We start from the raw sequence: 17,844 nt of genomic DNA on the forward strand, positions 1-17,844 counted from the left end.
CCGATCGGTTCCTAGGCGAACCGCACCCGATCCGCCAAGACCTCCTCTGCGCTACGGATGTCGGCGACTCGTGCCCCCAACGTAGCCATCGCCAGCTCGGTCGGCAAGGCTGCGCTGAACTTCAAACCAGTCAGCGCCTTCTCACTCACCTCCGGCATCCGCAGTTGCTGGTCTCGGTCCGGCACGGCTGCCTTCCATATCGCGGGATCGACACCGTCCCGCAGCCGGATGAAGCGGTCGTCGAAACGCTGGAACGGATCGACCAGGCCGCCCATATTGGCCACCAACGTGGCATTGGCCCGGAATCCTGCCCAGGTCCACCACCGCACATCGTCGCCGTCGTCACCTCGAACGATCAGCGTCGCATCGGAATGGACCCTGCCAGCATGCTCCTGGCGTAAGACCGCGAGCTGACTCACCGCGCGGTGTGTCAACCGGACCGGCGGATCCTCCCCAAGCAGCACATCCCGCATCGACCGTGCCAGCTCGAATCCCAGACCTTGCGTCCCGAGACTGGTCCACCGCGCCTTGCCACCCCCATCCGCCGGCTCGACGAAGCACCGCCGCCGCTGCCAATCGATATGGGTGACGCGCCAACTGCGCCCGCCAAGCAGTAGCCGCCGATCCCCGCGAACCTCCTCGGTCAGCACGCTCGGACCGATCCGCCCCAGCTCGACGCGGCCGGTGAGGACCGTGAATTCGGGTGGTCCGGTGAACACCGCGGTCATGTCCATGAAGTGGCGGCGACCGAATTTCCGCTCGGCTTCCGGACCGATGTGCAGCATCCCGCCGTCGCTGTCGAGGAATCCCCGGTCGATGAGGTGCCGCAGGATGGGTTCGGCGGTGGAGTCGAAGGGCGCCAACCCGTTCCACTCGCGCACCCATTGCCGGTCACCGATCCGGTTCTGCTGCAAGCACAACGCGAGGATCTGCTGGGCGACGATGTGGAGTGGTTGCGGTGGCGCGACGACCGGTTCGACCCAGCCTCTCCCCCACAGCAACAGCAACCCCGCAGCCTTGAGTAACCCGTCGGGCTCGGTGGCGAGGAACAGACAGTTTCTGGTGCTGCCGGTCCGCCGGCCGGTCCGTCCGATCCGCTGCAGGAACGACGCGACAGTGGAGGGCGCGTTGATCTGGATCACCCGGTCGAGGTCGCCGACGTCGATGCCGAGTTCCAGGGTGCTGGTGGACACGATGACGCAGTCACGCGCGTCAGCGAACGCCTCCTCAGATCGGCGCCGCTCGTCCGCGGACAGCGACGCGTGGGACAGGAACGTCGTGATCCCCTTCTCCCGCAACAGATGCCCGAGTTGTTCCACGGTTTGCCGGGATTCACAGAACACGAGCCGTTTCTGGTCGCCGTGCAGCGACGCGATCACCGTCGCCGCGTTGGCGAGTGTCCCGACGTAATCGAGTTCGACTTCACCCTGCGGCGGCCCCGACACGGCACCGGACCGCCCGGACTCCGGTGCGACGACAATCCCAGGGCGGGTGCCCACCCCTGCGCCTTGCAGCCAGGTGAGCAGCTGATCCGGGTTTCCGACGGTGGCCGAAAGTCCCACACGTTGAATCGGCCGCCCGACGAGGTGGGTCAGCCGCTCCAGTACGGCCAGCAGGTGCCAGCCGCGGTCATCACCGGCGAACGCATGGACTTCGTCGATAACGACGGCCCGCAGCCCGGAGAACAGGTCGCGATGGTCGACTTTCGCGCTCACCAGCATCGCTTCGAGCGATTCCGGTGTGGTGAGCAGGATGTCGGGCCGCTCACCCAGTACCGCGCGCCGACCGGACTGTCCGATGTCGCCGTGCCACACCGCGGCTCGCCGCCCGACCCAGCCCGCGTACCGATCCAGGCGGGGTGCGAGGTTGTTCAACAGCGCCTTCAACGGGCACAGGTACAGCACTGACACCCCCTGCCAGCTGTCCGAGGTCATCCGCGACAGCAGCGGGAACATCGCGGCCTCGGTCTTGCCGCCCGCGGTCGGCGCGAGCAGCAAAGCGTCGGATCCCGCGGTCAACGGTTCGATGGCCGCACGTTGCAGCGGCCGCAGTTCCTGCCAGCCCAACGTGTTGACGATGTGGTGCACGAGCACCGGGTCCAGCTTGTCGAGTGCGCGCTCGCTCACAGCGGCAGATCGATGTCGTCGGCCGAGACCGCGTTCCGTTCGACCTCGGTCAGTTCATCGCCACGCAGCGTCAACGCGTAATGCTTGCGCGGATCCCACTCGGGGAACTGCTCGACCCGGTCGAGCACGTCCGACACCAGCTTCTTCAGGAACACCCGCGGCGCGATCCCGACGTTGCCGCCGAGCCGGCCCGTCACCGCGCGCGCCAAGTCCTCGATGTAGGCGGCGTCGACGGTTTCGGACACTCGGGGGCAGTCGTAGGCCGCGGTGTACAGGTCGGTGACCTTCCCGCCGAGTTCGACCAGTGCCTCGATCGTGAAGCCGGGCAACCGGATCTGCGTCGCCCGGGGGTTGTCCCAGCGCGGGTCGGGGCCGAAGTCGGTGGCCAGTCGCTGCGCCAACGGCGCCAATCGTTGGACACCCTGCTGCCCGTCGTAGAACGCTGGTGTTCCCGTGATCACCAGGTACAGGCCGGGGAATCGGCCGCCGTGAACGTCGTCGACGAGCTGCCGCAACGCGTTCAACGCCTTGTCCCTGGCGTCGGAGCGAACCCGCTGCAAGGTCTCGACCTCATCGAGCACGACAAGCAGCCCGTCGTGCCCGCTGTCACGCAGAACGGTCAGCAGTCCCTGAACGAAACTCAACGCACCGAAGTGGTCCAGGTCGCCTTTGACGCCAGCCTCACGCCGGACACCCGCGGCGACATGCGGTTGCCCGCCGAGCCACGCCGCGAGCCCGTCCGCGCCCGCGTGGTCACCGGCCGCGCCAGCCGCACGGTAGCCGCGTAGGGCGGCCGCGAAACCTGGTGTGCTGCGGGAGATGTCAGCGAGGCGCTGTTCCAGCAGTTTCCCGACCGCCGCGTCGAGGGCTTCCGCGTCGTTTTCTGACACGGTGCCGTCGGCGAGAACGTCTTCCTCGAGCGCGAAGATCCACCCGTCGAGAATGGGCCGCAGCGCGCTGGGCGGGAACTGTTCCGTCGAGAGTTGTTCCACCAGTCGCCGATACACCGTCTCCATCCGATGCAGCGGCGTCTCGGTCTCCGAGATCTGCACCTCGGCGACCGCGAAGCCCCGCCGCTTGGCCCGTTCAGCCAACCAGCGGGTGAAAAACGTTTTACCTGCACCGTATTCACCGCGGACCGCCTTGAACACGCTGCCGCCGCTGGCGACTCGGTCCAGGTCCGCGTCGAGGGCCTCGGTGAACCGGTCGAGCCCGACCGCCAGCACATCGAGTCCGTTGACCGGCACCGCACCCCGGCGCAGTGCCTCGATGATGTCGTGGCGGCGCCGGGCAGACACGTTCCCGATCACGGCTGCCCCAGCTGGAACTGCTCACACAGCAGCGCGGTGTCCAGCTTCACGGTCTGACCGTCCGCGTCGATGTCCAAGACTGGATAGCCCTCCACCTGCAACAACTTTCGTAGCGCGGTGACAGTGCCGGTGATCCGGTGCGCGGGCACTCCCGCGTGTGCGGCCATGGTATCCATCGTGGCCCGCCCACCACCGGCCAGCAACGCGGCCAGCAACGCCGCGACCCGGTCATCGGGCAGCAATCCGCGAGGGTTCCCCTTCTTACGCTGGGCGTAGACATCGCTCACCAGTAGCGCCTCGATCATCGCCGGACGCGCCACCTGCTGCGCAGCCTCGGCAGGGCTGGCGTCGACGTCGTCGAACAAGCTCGGTTCCGGCGTGGACCGTTTGCCGGTCTTCGTCTCGAGCACCAACGGGGTGTCGGGCAGCGCCTCGCGCCACCAGTCGGGGCCGGCGACCGGCGCACCGGCCCACCCGGGTACATCCTTGTCGTCGCCGGCGGTGAACACGAGCAGCGGGATCACCGCTTCGGCGGGTGCGGCCCCACCGTGATAGCCCTCCTTGCGCGGCCCGTACCGCAACTCCTCGCGCCACGGCAACACCACCGCGCCGCCGCCCTTACCGACCCGCGACCCGTGCACGGCGACCTCCCCGTCACCAGCAGGGGGTTGCGCTGGGCGCCAACGGTTTTCGCTCGACGGCGACGCCACGACCTTCGCGTCGGGACCGCGGTCGATCACATGACCGTGGTCGGAGATCATGACCACGACCCGGTTCCGCGCGTAGGTCATCAAATCCCGTACGGCGGCGACCGTGTCGGTGCTCCACACCGTGATGCCCGGCGTGCTGCGGTCCAGCGCGTCATCGATGGTGTTCACCACGGCGGCGACCAGCCGGACCCGGTCATCGGCCACCGCGTCGGTCACCGCCGCATCAAGGACCGACCCGGCTCCTGATCGCTGGCCACCTTTGTGCACCAACATCCCGTCCGGGTACCGCCCAGCGAACGCGGCCCGTTCCGCGTCCGCCTGCCCGACCGCGATCCGCCCCGACAGCAGGCTGCACCGGCTGACCTCGGTGATCGTCGGCAACGCCGCGAGCACACCCGCACGCGGACCACCGCCGGGTGTGAGCTCAAGCCAAGTCCCGGTGCGGGTCACTGATTCGGCGAGTTCGGTCGCCGCGGCCACGCTCATCCCGTCGAGCACGATCAGCAGGACCGGTTTGCGCCGCAGGATCGGCGCGACCACCCGATCCAGCACGTCCTCGACCCGCAGCATCGCGCCCGGCTGCGCTTCCGCGGCGGTGTCGGCGGCCAGCAGGACCGCGAACTGTTCGTCGTGGCGTGCCCGCCGCGCGTCGACCCGGCGGTACAGCTCCTTGTACGCCTCGGCGATGTCGACGTCACCGGCGAACACATCCAGGCGGGCACGGTCCACCCAGCCGTCGACCAGGATCTGCCGCTGCAACGCCTCGAGCAGCGTGCGTGGCGCAGCGGACTCCGGGAGGGCGAGCCACCGCAACAACCGCACCGCCATCCGCGCGGTCTCGACCCGGTGGTGGTCCTCTGTCGCGGTCCGGTGTCCTTCGACGACGTCGAGCTTCGTCTGCGCGGCAGCGACCTTGTCGACTGTCACGGTCTTCGACGACAACGCGGCCTGAACCGCAATACCGAAGTCCCGCATCCGCATCGCGAAACCGGTCGGCAGCAGGTCTGAAGCACCCAGCGTGGCGACAGCGTCGATGTCGACAGCCAGTTTCTCCGCGCGGTGGAACATTCTGGCCACCGCGTGCGGGTCGGTGTCGGAAGCGCGGACCACCCAGGCTTCCGCGGTGGCCCGCAGCGCGTTGGCCTGCGCATCAGTCAGGCGGTTGCCACCGAAGAATGGTTCGAGCCGGGCCCGCGTGACCGCGACCACCGTCCCGACATCGGCCACTGCGGCTGCCCGCCCAGCGGCAGGACCAATCGACGCTGTTGACGTGGGCCAGGCGGCGGCGGCGAGCAGACCCAGCGGAATCGCGTCGCTGCCGTACCCGGCACGGACCGCCGCCATGATCGGCACCGCCGCCGGACCGGCGATGTCGGTGAGATAGCTGGCGATTCCTTCGAGCAGGTCGCCGGGTAGTTTGCTGAACCGCAACACTTTCGCCGCGTCGCTGCTCCAGTCCAGCAGGCCACCGGCGTCGAGCTGGTCGGGTGCCAGACCCGACAATTGCGCGGTCAGACACCGCAACACGTGGTCGCGGGTGACGATCACGCCGGGCGGCGCCGGCCAACCCGATTCGGGCGCGTACTGAGCGAGGGCGTCGGCGATCCAGCTGCCGCCGCCGTAGCGGCTGTCCACGATGCTGGGGTCCAGATTGTTGGTCTCGAACATCTGCCGGACCAGGTCCCACCGGTCGACACTGCGCACCTGCGCGCGACTCAAATGTGCGAGCAGGCCGTCGCCGAGCTCACTGTCGCTGAGTTCGGTGAGCAGCACCAGCCGCTCATCACCGGACCGGTCATGCAACGCGGCCCGCACCGCCAGCGGAGTGGGACACGGGACGACACGGGCCGTGGTCTCACCGATCCGCAGCACCGGATCACCCGGCCACTGCGGGATCGCGCGCAACGCGATGACCCGGCGGGTGTCTTCCTTCTCCCCCAGCCAGGACTCGACTTTCCGGCGAATCACCGCCGGCCGCACCGGTTCCCGGCTCATCACGGCAGCACCTCCCAGGAGATCCGCACCCTGGCGCCCGCCGCGATGAGCGACTCGATCTCACCGAGGACCGCCTGCGCGGCCACCTTGTCGGTCACCTCACGTGACCGGCCAACCGCCGGCTGGGTACCTCCGCCCGACTGCTTCGGGTGTTCTTCAGGGTCGCTGACAGCCTTACCGGAGTCGGAGGGCACCAGGGGTTCGATCGGCTGGGCCGGGTTGGTGGTCGGCAGTGTGATCGATGGTGGCGGCTGCATAGCGAGCAGCTGTTCGGTCGAGGTCACCGCACGCTCGAGCGCCCCCGACAGTTCAGCGACGTTCTGTTCCCGCCGCGCGGCGTCGCGCAGTTCGGTGACGATCAGCGCCGCCCGCTCGTCAGCGGCAGCCTTGTCGACCATCGCCGACAACAGCGTCCACCGAGCGCGCCCGAGAGCCTCACACACCCGCTGGGCCTGTTTGAACGCCGTGCTCGCGGCGATGTCGTCGGCGGAACCGAAGTCGGCTTCAGCGACCAAACCCACCACGACGACATCGTCGGACTCGCCGTTGATGTCGCGCAGCACCCGCGCCACCCGCTTCGCGGTGGCCAGTCGCCCGGTCCGCGCGTCCGCGTCGATCCCGAGGATCGCGGCATGCTCGGTCAGTTGCTCGATCAACCGCACCGTCGGATCGTGATATTGCGCGGCGATCCGCCGGATCGTGGTCCCGAACTCGGCCAGCGTGGTGGGGTTCAGGTAACCGGGCAACGCCTCCCCGAAAATCGGTTTGGCCCGCTCGACCGCCCGCGCCCAGGACGCGGGTTCCGGCATCGCCGGCCGCCGCAGCACCAAGGCGTCGGTCACCTGCTGCACTGCCTGCACCGCGAACCGTGAAGTCCCCTGATACCAGGCCAAGCCCTGTTCGAGCGCGAACACCGCGAGAATCAGATTCTGCAGGTCACGGTCGAACCCCCGGGCCGGCCGCTCCAGCAGATCGCGCAACACCTGGACTGGATAGTCGTCGGTGTAGCCCGCCCGCGCCGCCGCCTGCAACAAGTGATTGCTCCACCAGCAGGTGTTGTTGTTCAGGACGTAGATGTTCTCCGTCAGCTCACCGAGCCGCAGGTGATTGCTGATCCGCTTCACCGTCGACTTGTCGCTCGTGGTCTCGACCTTCGCGCGACGCGCCTCGTCCGCCGCCGCGCCGCGCGCGTATTCGAGGACCTTGTTCAATTCGGCCCGGGTGACCGGTCTCTCGTCCTCCGGCAGGTTCGGCTCGCCAGGATAGGACCACTTCAGCAGGTCAGCCGTCAGATTGGCGAACGCGGCGTCGAACGTGCCGCCCCGCAGATCGCCGAGCGCGGCGCCCTCAGCGAGAGTGTGGAGCACTCCGACGTCGTCGGGTTCGACATCGGTGTCAGTGGCCTGCGCCCGCACCACCCCGTAGGCCCGCCGCAGCCCGTCCGACAACGCCGCACGCAGGTGCCGCTGACGGTCCTGCAAGTAGGTTTTGCCCGCCTGCCGGTCAGCCACCGACCAGTCGGTGGCCAGGTTCGACAACCGGTCCCCATTGCCACCGCTACCGAGGAGGTAGTTGATCCGCGCCAGCTGCGTCAGCCTGGTGTGCAGTTCCTCGGTAATGAAGTACGGCAACCAAAACACCGTCCGCGAGCCACGATCGAGCTGCTCGATCCGCGCCAAGTCGTCGCGCCGGTTCCCCCCGATATCGAACGGATAGTCGACCACCACCCGCCAGGTCTCCCCCGTCGCATACAGCGCACTGTCAGGAAAATTGACGTTGTCGCGCACGTTGGCGAACGTCACGATCACCTGCTGGCGCCGACCCCGCCAGTCCCGCTGATAGGTCAGGTCGCCGAACGTCCCTTCGCCGCTGGGAATCCCGATCCCCGCGCACACCATGTCACGCACCAGCGACTGCAACACCCCGGTCGTGGTCTCCCGGTCCGGGACCAGATCCAGCAACCGGTCATAATTCACCGTCGATAACTTCAGCGAGAACACCGGATCCGGACCGTCGGTTCTCTGCAGTTCACCGGCATCAGCGGCGAGCTTCGTCAACTGACCGATCACGATCTGCGCTTCCCAGCCCGGCACCGGCGCCTTAATGCTGCCGAAGTTCAACGCATGCAACCGCGACGCCGTGAGAGTGTGCAGCGCAGGCACTTCCGGCACCAACGCACCCAGCAGCAGTGTGCGGACCAACCTGTCATCACGCTGGAAATCCTCGCTCGTCGCGGATTGCGCCTCGGTGACGTTGTTGAGCGCCAACACCAGCGGCCGCAACTTCTGCAAATACGTGTCGCGCGCGGCTTGGAACTGCTGCTTCAGCTTTGCCCGGTCCGGCAGTTCCCCACGCAACACCAGCGGCTCGAACAGCTCCGCCACACCGATCAAGTCGTTGACCGCCAACCTGTCGCGGCGTTGGACCAGCAGTTCGGTCATCACCCGCAGCGCGGTCCGCTCCCGCTGCAACGCCTGCGACAACGCGACCAGGCTGGCGACCAAAGCCGGCGAGAACGGATACAGCCGCCGGAACGTCAACCGGTCCGACCCGACACCGGCGTCGTCGTACTGCGCACCCGACAGCAGCACATCCCACACCTCACGGTTGTTCCGAACCGCCTCGAACGCCTGATCGATGATCCCGCGTGCCTGTTCCGCCGGGACCTCGGCGGTGCCCGGGCGCAGCAACCGGCGTTCGGTGATTTCCGGAAGGTTCGTGTCGGCGAGCACGATGTCGGAGCCGAATCTGCCCTGCACACTTCGCATCACCGCGGCGAGCACATCTCGCTCAGTGCCGCCGACCTGCGGACCGAGGAATTCCTCGAGGTCACGCTGGCGCGACACGAACGACACCAGCGGCAACGGCCGTGCGGTGTCAGACGACTCGACCAGCTTGTTCAGCTTCGCACCCTCGGTGGTGACGAACGTCGTGTCCGAGATTCGAGTCGACAACCACAGGATCAGCTCGTCGAGGAACAACACCACCACGTCGTAGCTCAGGCTCTGCGCGTGCCGGGTGATGACCTGCAGACCAGTGTCGAGATCCAAGTACTCACCGCTACGCACCGAGCCCTTGTAGAACGCGGTGGTCAACGCGCTCACGAGGCTGTCACGTTCCTTGGTCCCCGGCGGGCTCGCGACAGCCGCGTCATAGCGCTCCGGAGTCCACCCATGTTGTTTCGCAACGGCAGCGGCCAGCCCGGTACCCGGCGCGTTCGGCGCACCTCCCCCAGCGAGCTTCGCGAAGAACTTCTCGTCCCCGAGGTCTTTACGGTGCTCCGCCGCGTTGACGAGCATCGAGTCAGACTGATGCACCGCGGGGAGCTCGGCTTCCGGGTGCAGCGCGGTTATCTGATTCAGATATCCCTCGAGCACAGCCTGTTCGACCGATCTCGCACTGAGCATGTGGAAGGTCAGACACAGCACCTTCCGCCCCTGCAGCCAGTCGTCGGCGTCAGCGATCGGCTCCGCCAATCCCGGCACCTCACGCGCGGCAGTGTTGTGCCGCAGGATCTCCCGCAGCACCGACATGAAATGCGACTTACCGGAACCGAACGAACCGTGCAGGAACTTCGCCTGCGACCGCCGCGTGTTCACCGCATGCCCGACCATGGTCAGCGCCTCACCGAAACTCAATCTCAGCTGGTCGGTGACCACATAGTTGGTCAGGTCCGCTCCCTCGGACGCCTTGACCACGAAGTCGCTGTCCCCGACCGAGGTCGGGATGCTGATCAGCTTCCGCAGCAACGTCATGCCAGTTCCTCCACGCCACGCAGTTCAGTCAGCTTGTTGCGATCCGACCCCAGGCCGGACAACTCCCCATCGATGAGCCCAGTGAAGAACTCCGCCGGCGTCCCTGGATACCCGGCCTTCGGTTCACCGTGCCACTGGCGCAGCCACGGCTCCAACTCGGCCAAACCCGCCAGAATCGGCAGCAGCCGCTCGGCCGGCCAGCCACCAGCGGTCTTGCGATCCATGTACATCGCAGCCAGCGCCCGCGCCTGATCCAGGTGATCCCAACCGGCCCAACCGAGCAACAGGGTCGGGTCACCGTCCCTGCCGACGCTCGGGTAGGAGATGAAACGCTCCTTCGGCACATCCAATCTGCCGCGGTTCCGCCAATAGCTGGACTTGGTGAAGTCAGTCGACGAATACCTCGGCGGCGCTGCAATATCGACCACCTCGCCGACATCCTCGCGCCGCTGCGAAGCCCACGTCCGCTCCCACTGAGCTCGTTTACGCAACCCTGTCGGCTTGTAGCGGGCGGACGGCAGGAACGGTACATGCTCGTCAGCTATCAGCTTGCCAAGGGACTTGACCAGGTCGTGCTGATCAGTGCCTACCCATAGGTCCAGAACCGATCGGAAGTCCTCGTCGTGCCGCACCCGGTCCGCCAACTGTGCGACCGACAGCGATGTCGGGTTGCCGCCCCACATCTCGGGTGCTTCCAGACGGTCCAGCAGCCAATCGCGCAGAGCAACAGCCTGCATCGCATCCCAACCGTCAGTTGCCCACCGCCGCTTGAACTCCGGGCGCTCAATCAAACCGATGTTCCGGTCACTCTCAATCACAGCGATGCGCCGCTCCACCACAGCCCGGTAGTCTGCCAGCCAGTGGTCGGGAAGTTCGGTGATTGGTATCGAGTTGTGCCGGGCGAACCACTGGGTCTCTGATCCACCCGCAGATAACTTACGGGCCAGCATGATCTCGAAAGCACGTTGCCCGAGTTCCAGTTCTGGAGGCTTCACCGCAGTGAGATCCTCATCGAGGAGACCGTAGAGTCGGTACACCTCCCAGTCGAGCTCCTCCTGGGCCGCGATCATCTTGGCACGAGTCGACTCGTACTCGGCGCGGGCTGATGCCAAGCAGCCCTGGTTCGGGACCTCGGAGACCGCGATCACGGCGGGCGTACATGCAGCGAGTACCCGTGCCAGGGTGTCTAATTCGAGGCTGAGTACAGCTGGATACGACGACGGCAGCGGGAACTGCTCCAGCTTTGTGCCGGTGAATTCATAGAACCGCTCCCATTCATCGTGCATGAATCCGCCCGTGCCGGACTGGCTCCCCTTGTCGTGACTGACCTGCTTCAACCAGAAGCATGCAGTCGAAGAATTCAATACGCCGAGCAGCCCCAGATGATCGTCCTCCGTTGCCCCCGCCGGTAATTTGATCACCGGCGCAGTTCTATTGAACAGACGGCGACCCCTATCCAGCGAAAAGTGATTGTGGGTGGAAACAAACGAGAATCCAATTCCGAGCTCGACCTGCAACTTGCTTGTGTAGTTCTCCAAATGGGAGTACCACGGTCTCCCATTGTCGGTTATCGTCTGCCCGAAGATCATACGCTTAGCAAGTAGCGCACGGTGAGGCCACAAACTCACGGAAACCAGGCGTGCATCCTCAGCAACAACTGAACGATTCAGGTTGTCCGAGTATGGGTTTCTCACTTGAATCGATCCACCGAACCCGTAATCTCGAACATATTCACCGATCACAAGCTCACGAGTGAAGTCCTCATCACCAACGCGACGAGCTGTCGAGATGTCCGGCAGGAAGTATACGTCATCTGCTCCCGTTGCCGTAGTTCTACCGACGCTGTCAACCATCTCTGACAGTCGGCTGCATCCGTCCTCGATTTCAGCCACAAGATCGCCCGATCCACCTCCAGCCAGGCTCCAAGGGTGCGAATCAAATCGTTCCCGAGCGAGGTTCGCAACATTGACCCAGTTGGAATCCAGGCCAGGATGATCAATGCCCGTCACGATTGCCGTCCAGACCAGCCCATCAGAAGGATCGTCAGGCTGAGATGGCTCGCCACGCACGCCCAAGACCGCGAGGATAGGCCCGGAGTAGCGCGGACTCACGAGCCTGTTACGCCCGACAAGAATGACGGTCGGCGTCCCATGCCCTGGAATATATGCGGCAGACGTATCGATTATCTCCGCAAGGTCTACCTTTGCCGCAAAATATTCATTGATCAGCTTCTTTCCGAACTCTCGCTTCATGAAGGCATTCCCCGTAATCTGCCCCACAAATCCAGCGCCCCTACCATCTTGCGAGCTGCCCTTTATTGCGAGATCGAAGAAGCGTTTCGCAAAAGGTACCGTAAGGGCGTATTGGCGATAACAAACTTCGCCGTAGAGGCTACGATACAATTCGTTTACCTTGGGGTCCTTAACGGTGATATAAGGCGGATTTCCAACAACTACCGTGTAGGCCCCAGGCCTGAGGTACTCAGCTAACAGGTCACCGTCTTCAGCGTGGTAAGCAAAGACCGGCCTGCCCTCTGATTCAGCAAATAGGTCACCTTGAAACCGGCTGTCTTCACGAGTCCACCCCAGCAATGAGTCCCCCGTCGCAACACGCACTGGATAGGCGGTATTCAGGTCTCGCCGTCCGGTCGCACGCAACGCAGCAACCAATAACCGGAAACGCGCGATCGCGACGGCTATCGGATTCAGGTCGACGCCGGTTACCTGGCCCAACGCTCGTTCGACGATCGTATCGATAGACGTACCAGGCTCCCGCTGCCGCCATAGCCGCAGTAGCCGGTCAAAGGACCCAAGTAGGAAGTGTCCGGATCCACAAGTGGGGTCGATCACGGACATCTCGGCGAGCCCGAACTCCTTCAGTGCTGGATCGAAGGTTCGGTCGAGAATGAACTCCTCTACGAAGTCTGGCGTCTGCAGTAGCGCGTACTTCTTCTGCGCATGAATGGATAGATTCTGATAGAGGTCTCCCAGGAATCGGGTCTCTATCGTCTCCGACTTAAGCGACCGGTGCCCTGCTCCCCGCCGGAAGAATTCCGACAGCTTCTCAGCTGCCTCAGCGGAGATATCGAACCGCCACACATCGTTATGCTCATCGAAAATTTTACTGGTCGCACGCAAACCTTTCAAGTGCGAGAACGCTCCCCGCAACCAGTGCCGATCGTTGTGCGTTGGGTTGGCGACGAGGTAGCCCTGCAATGCTTGCAGCGCCCGCTCAGTGGAGGCACCGGATTCGGGGCCTCCCAACCAGATCTCCTTGATGAGTTCGTTGTCCTCGCAGAACCGCACGAAAACGCATCCCAAGACCCACGCCACGGCGGCTTGGTCAAGCTCGTCCTCAAGCCAGGTTTCGAAGGTGACCCCAAGCCTCTCAGCGGACCGAGCTTCGGCGTACTCCGACTGGAGGTCCACCGCCAGCTCGCCGCTTGCCGCTACCTGCGTACGCAGGTCATCGACCAGGTACTTGACCTGGCCTTGCAGCGCTTTCAGCTCGATCATCGGGCGGTCGACCTTCCTGACGGTGAATTGATCCACGGTGTGGGCAGCCACAGCGACTGGCTTCGCGGGGACGCCAACGGCAGCTGCGCGTTGTCGAGCATGGCGGGCTCCGGTCGGCGAGCCGGCACCAGTATCAGCCGTGCCGCGGGTCGAACCGTTGTGTGGTCGGCCAGCTGTTGGAACACGGAGAGCTGACCGTAACGGGCCAGTGGCGCAGCCTCGGTGATCAGTACCGGTTTCGGCATCGCGAGTTCTGCGGTGATCACCGGTACCACCTCATGCTGCACCAGCTCGGTCAACGTACGGAAGTCCGGGTCGCCAGGCTGTCCGCTATCGGCCGCGACGATCATGTCCCATTCGAATCCCAAGGCGCGCAACCGGTCCAGCAGGATGCTGGTCACGTTCACCTCGGTCAGCTCGAACCGGGCCAGCAGGCAACGCCGAGCCGACTCGACCGAACTGATGCCGGCCAGGACCGCCAAGAACCCGCCGCGGTCGATAGTGTCGGTGATTTTGTCGTCCACCGCGGCCACTTCCGCAGGTGCCACCAGCCGCCCGACCGAGGTCTGCATCCTGGTGCCGGTGAGCGACCGAACGGTGGGTTGGGCGTAGGTGCTGGTCTTGTCGTCCCACTCCAGACCGAGCTCTTCGAGCAGGTCGGTGAGTTTGGGGCGGCCCGGCAGTGGCTCAGCGGCCGGGAACCTGGACCGGACACGTGCGACGACCGCGTCCTGCGACAATCGCTGACCCAGCAGGGAGCCGGCCGACAGCCGCAGCGCCCGTTCGGCGGACATCCCGACCGGGTAGAGCTGTGCCTGCGCGCTCAACGCTACTTCGCCGTTGCTCGCAGTCGCCGCGAGCTGCAGTAGCCGCTGGTCACTCAAGCGCGGCATCCCGTCCGGCACCGGCACCGTACGCAGCAGTTCGACGCCACGCTGGCGGGTCGGCAACGGGTCAGTCGCGGCCAGCTTGATCGCGCGCTGTCCGAGCGTCACCGCGTAACCGAGCAGATCCGCCGCCTGCACCATCGATTCAGCGTCGTCGGGCTCACGCCCGATGAGAACGGTGTCGCAACTGCGGGATCGGCGGATCGTGACCCGGGAGTCACCACCGCGCGCCTGCTCCACCTCGACCGCCGCCCGGACCAGGCCGATGGCTTGCGACAGCCGGCGCGGTCCTGAGGTGAACGAGCCGCGCGCGGCGATCAACTCCGAGGCGAGTTCCGCGGCGCTCATCACGAGGCCACGCGTATCGAGGACCGCGACGATCTCGTCACGGATCGTGGCCAGCGCGGCCATGTCCTGCCATTTCTTCAGGTGCTTACGCTGCCAGGTGGAGATCTGGGGTTGGGTATGGCCCGTGGTCTCAGCGGTCTGTGCCTGCGACGGCCAGGACAGGAAGGTGCCCGCGTCGGTCGCGGCTTGACCGAGGGCGACCCGCATCGCCGTGATCTCCTTGCTGTTGCGGGCGTTGACTTCCGGCAGGAGCAGCCCGCACACAGCGTCGATGCCTTGCGGCACAGGAACATCCGGCTGCTCGTCGGTGGCCGGTGCGATCTCGGCGCGCAACGCGCGCACCCGCGTGCTGATCTCCTTACGCGTCGCGGGAGTGACTCCACGGACCCCGATCAACGCCGAGAGGTCCATAGCCAGCAGCTCGCCGACGGTGTGCACACCGAGTCGCTCCAGCACCGAACGTGCCCGAGCCGTCAATTCCGCAGCGGTCACCGGCGATTCGGGGGTGATCGGCACCGCGACCGGACCGACCATCGCCGGACCCGCCGGTTCCACCGTCGCTGGCTCGTCGGGGATGTCGAGGAAGATCTGGCGCCACGCCTCCCGCATCTCCTCCACGCCGCCGAACCGTTCGGCCGCGTCCCGTGCGAGCGCCTGAGCGAAGAAGTCGACGAATCGTTCCGCGACAGCCGAATCGAACAGCTCCGCGGTGAGAGTGACCTCGTCGGTCACCGCCGCCGGGTTCGCGTTGTGACCCCACTGCGGCAACGTCCCCGTCGCCATCTCATACAGGGTCACCGCCGCCGCGAACCGCTCGGCGTCCGCGTCATAACGCATCCGCCGTGGCGGCCCGAGAAACGGATCCAGGTAGTGCACCGTCCCGGCGTTGATCTGCTCGGCGGGGGTCGTGGCCAGCGAGAAGTCGAACACGCACAGGTGTCGTTGATTGTTCTTCCCGAGTGGGCGCACCGCGAGGTTGGCCGGCTTGATGTCTCGATGCCACACCCCCTCGTCCTCGAGGTAGGCGACAATGTCGAGCAGGTCGCGGCCGTACCGCTCGAGCAGCTCCAAAGCCAGTCGGCCGCTGCGCAATTCCTCGATCAGGGTGACCGGACCGGCGCTCTCCATCAGTATCGCGGTGCGGCCGCCCACCACGATCGGGCCGTTGACCAGCGCGGCGACCCGCCTGTCACGCAGGGTCTCCAACACTCTGGCTTCGGAGGCGAAGCGGTCCGCGTGCTGCTCGTCCCGCGCGACCTTGAGGACCCGCTCCTTGCCGTCGACCTGAACCAGTAGCGCGATCGCAGTCGCACCCGAACCGAGGCGCTGCACGACAGTCAAACCACCCTCGAGGACATCGCCTTTCTTGGCTTCCAGCGGGTCGGTGACCGGCTCGGGCTCGGGTGCGGTGAGTTCGTCCCACACCTCCTCGAGCCCCTGCCGGAAAGCCTTGACGCTGTCGAGTCGTTGCTGCGGGTCGCCGTGGGTGGCCCGATACACCAGGTCCACAAGGCTTGCAGGCATGCCGTCGACCACCGCGCCGACATCGAGGCCTTGGCCGTGCACCGCCGTGACGAGCTGCTGGGCGCTGTCAGCGGGGGCGCGGCCGGTGAGGATGTGGAACGCGATCGCGCCCAACGAGAACACGTCGAGCTGAGTGCCAGGAATCTGCGCGTTCAGAGCGCTTTCCGGGGCGTGGTAGCGGCGCGCCTCGTCATCGATGAAGATGCCCAGGTCGATACCGTCACCGCTGGATCCGAGACGCCCCAGCAACGTCGCACCGGCGAGACGTCCGCCGGTCTGCCAGTCGGTGACGACCAGCGACGGATTGCCCCGCTCGTGTGCGGTGACGAAGATCGCCTGCGGATGCAGCGCCCGATGCGACAACCGCCGCGAGTGCGCATAATCGATGATCTCCGCGAGATCCTGCACCAGCTGCAGCCTTTGAGCCAAGGTGGTGGCTCGGCCCTGCAGCAACCATCGGTCCAGCCGCACCGAACTCTCGGAGTGGTCGAAAATCACCGCGGGACCGAATGAATGCTCCACCAGATCCACCGGGTGCGCGATGCCCGGATGGTGAATACCTTGCAGCAGCCGGAACTCTCGCTCAGCGGCCCGTTTGATGATCGGCACGTCGGCCTCGGTGGCCCGGCTCGTCAGATAGAACCGCACCCGGCGCACCAGGTTGGCGTCCATCGCGTGGCCGGCCAGGAAGTCCTGCCAGCCAGTTCCTTCGGCGAAAGGCTTCGGATGCAGAATCAGCTGCCCGATCCGCCGATCAGCCACCGACGGCCGAATGTTGGCGCCCTTCACCAACTCCACGAGCTGGCGTCCGACGGACGCGTCGATCATTGCCCGCCCTTGCCCAGGACCGGCGAGCAGGAAGCCCTTCAGGCTCGGCAGCCCGGATTGTCCACCGTCGAGTCCATAGACGTGCTGGCGGCCTATCGCGTCGAGTGTGGAGCTGAAGTTCCGGGCGTGCAGGAAGACCGCTGCGTCCACGAAGATATTCGGTGATTTACCTGGGCGCTTCGCCGTGTAGTGCCGGATAACACCGGCCAGTCGCTTCGCCTTGCGGTTGGCGAGAATGTAGGGGTTGTCTGTCGGCGCGAGCCGACCGCCCGGCATGCGGCGAACCCACTGCTGCCCGTCGCCGCTGAGCGATCCTTGCCAATGCTTGAGCTCAAGCAGGATCAGCCCTCGCGTGGTGAGTACCAGGGCGTCGACCTCGTTGATAGAGCCATCCGAGGCGACGAACTCGACATTGGTCCACACGTGGTATGGATCCCTGTCGGGCAGGTATTTTGCCAGTTCGCGAAGACCGTCCTGTTCATGTGCGAACGGGCTGGGATTGATCTGCTCCCACCGCCGCGAGTCCTCGCGCACTAGCCGTCCTTCCTGCCCCCACCACCAGTAAAACTAGATACGTTCTCGGCTGTGTCCAGCGCCGATCGACCGCCCGGACGATCCTACAAGGTGGCGCTGACATGGATCGCGCCTCACCTACCTGATACACACCCCGTTCGCATGCTGATTCGAGCTGACGAGGGGATGCGCGCCGTGCATCTCGGCACCGACCCGACGGGGTTCGGCTTACCACCCGCGCCCGGACGGCACCGTCTGAACTACGCGTGACCAACAGCGAAATGTTGTCAGGCACCCTCTAGTCTGGCGTGGCATATCCAGAACAGCCCTGCT

General features: G+C 65.6%; 6 protein-coding genes. All 6 read right to left on the reverse strand.

What is annotated here, in order from left to right; all coding sequences use genetic code 11:
- Positions 1 to 11 precede the first annotated feature (11 nt).
- Genes BOX37_RS28420 through pglW form a run of 6 tightly spaced genes read right to left on the reverse strand, consistent with a single transcriptional unit; the run spans position 12 to position 17,532 of the window.
- Positions 12 to 2,126, reverse strand: coding sequence for a DEAD/DEAH box helicase (locus BOX37_RS28420; protein WP_071930292.1), 2,115 nt, complete (start codon positions 2,124 to 2,126; stop codon positions 12 to 14).
- Positions 2,123 to 3,433: a BREX system ATP-binding protein BrxD gene (brxD, locus tag BOX37_RS28425; RefSeq protein ID WP_240505471.1), complete on the reverse strand. Its 1,311-nt coding sequence runs from the start codon at positions 3,431 to 3,433 to the stop codon at positions 2,123 to 2,125. Before brxD ends, BOX37_RS28420 begins: the two co-directional genes overlap by 4 nt.
- A complete protein-coding gene (gene pglZ / locus BOX37_RS28430) occupies positions 3,433 to 6,141 on the reverse strand; it encodes a BREX-2 system phosphatase PglZ (protein WP_071930294.1) in 2,709 nt (902 codons plus the stop codon). Before pglZ ends, brxD begins: the two co-directional genes overlap by 1 nt.
- Positions 6,141 to 9,896 (reverse strand): BREX-2 system ATPase PglY family protein, encoded by a 3,756-nt coding sequence (locus BOX37_RS28435; protein ID WP_071930295.1) that lies wholly within the window; start codon positions 9,894 to 9,896, stop codon positions 6,141 to 6,143. Before BOX37_RS28435 ends, pglZ begins: the two co-directional genes overlap by 1 nt.
- The gene (gene pglX, locus BOX37_RS28440) at positions 9,893 to 13,411 is read right to left on the reverse strand and encodes a BREX-2 system adenine-specific DNA-methyltransferase PglX (protein WP_071931952.1); all 3,519 of its coding nucleotides are present in this window, start codon (positions 13,409 to 13,411) and stop codon (positions 9,893 to 9,895) included. Before pglX ends, BOX37_RS28435 begins: the two co-directional genes overlap by 4 nt.
- Positions 13,408 to 17,532, reverse strand: coding sequence for a BREX system serine/threonine kinase PglW (pglW, locus tag BOX37_RS28445; protein WP_071930296.1), 4,125 nt, complete (start codon positions 17,530 to 17,532; stop codon positions 13,408 to 13,410). Before pglW ends, pglX begins: the two co-directional genes overlap by 4 nt.
- Between the last annotated feature and the right edge of the window lie 312 nt (positions 17,533 to 17,844).

Source organism: Nocardia mangyaensis, assembly GCF_001886715.1.
Lineage (GTDB): Bacteria > Actinomycetota > Actinomycetes > Mycobacteriales > Mycobacteriaceae > Nocardia > Nocardia mangyaensis.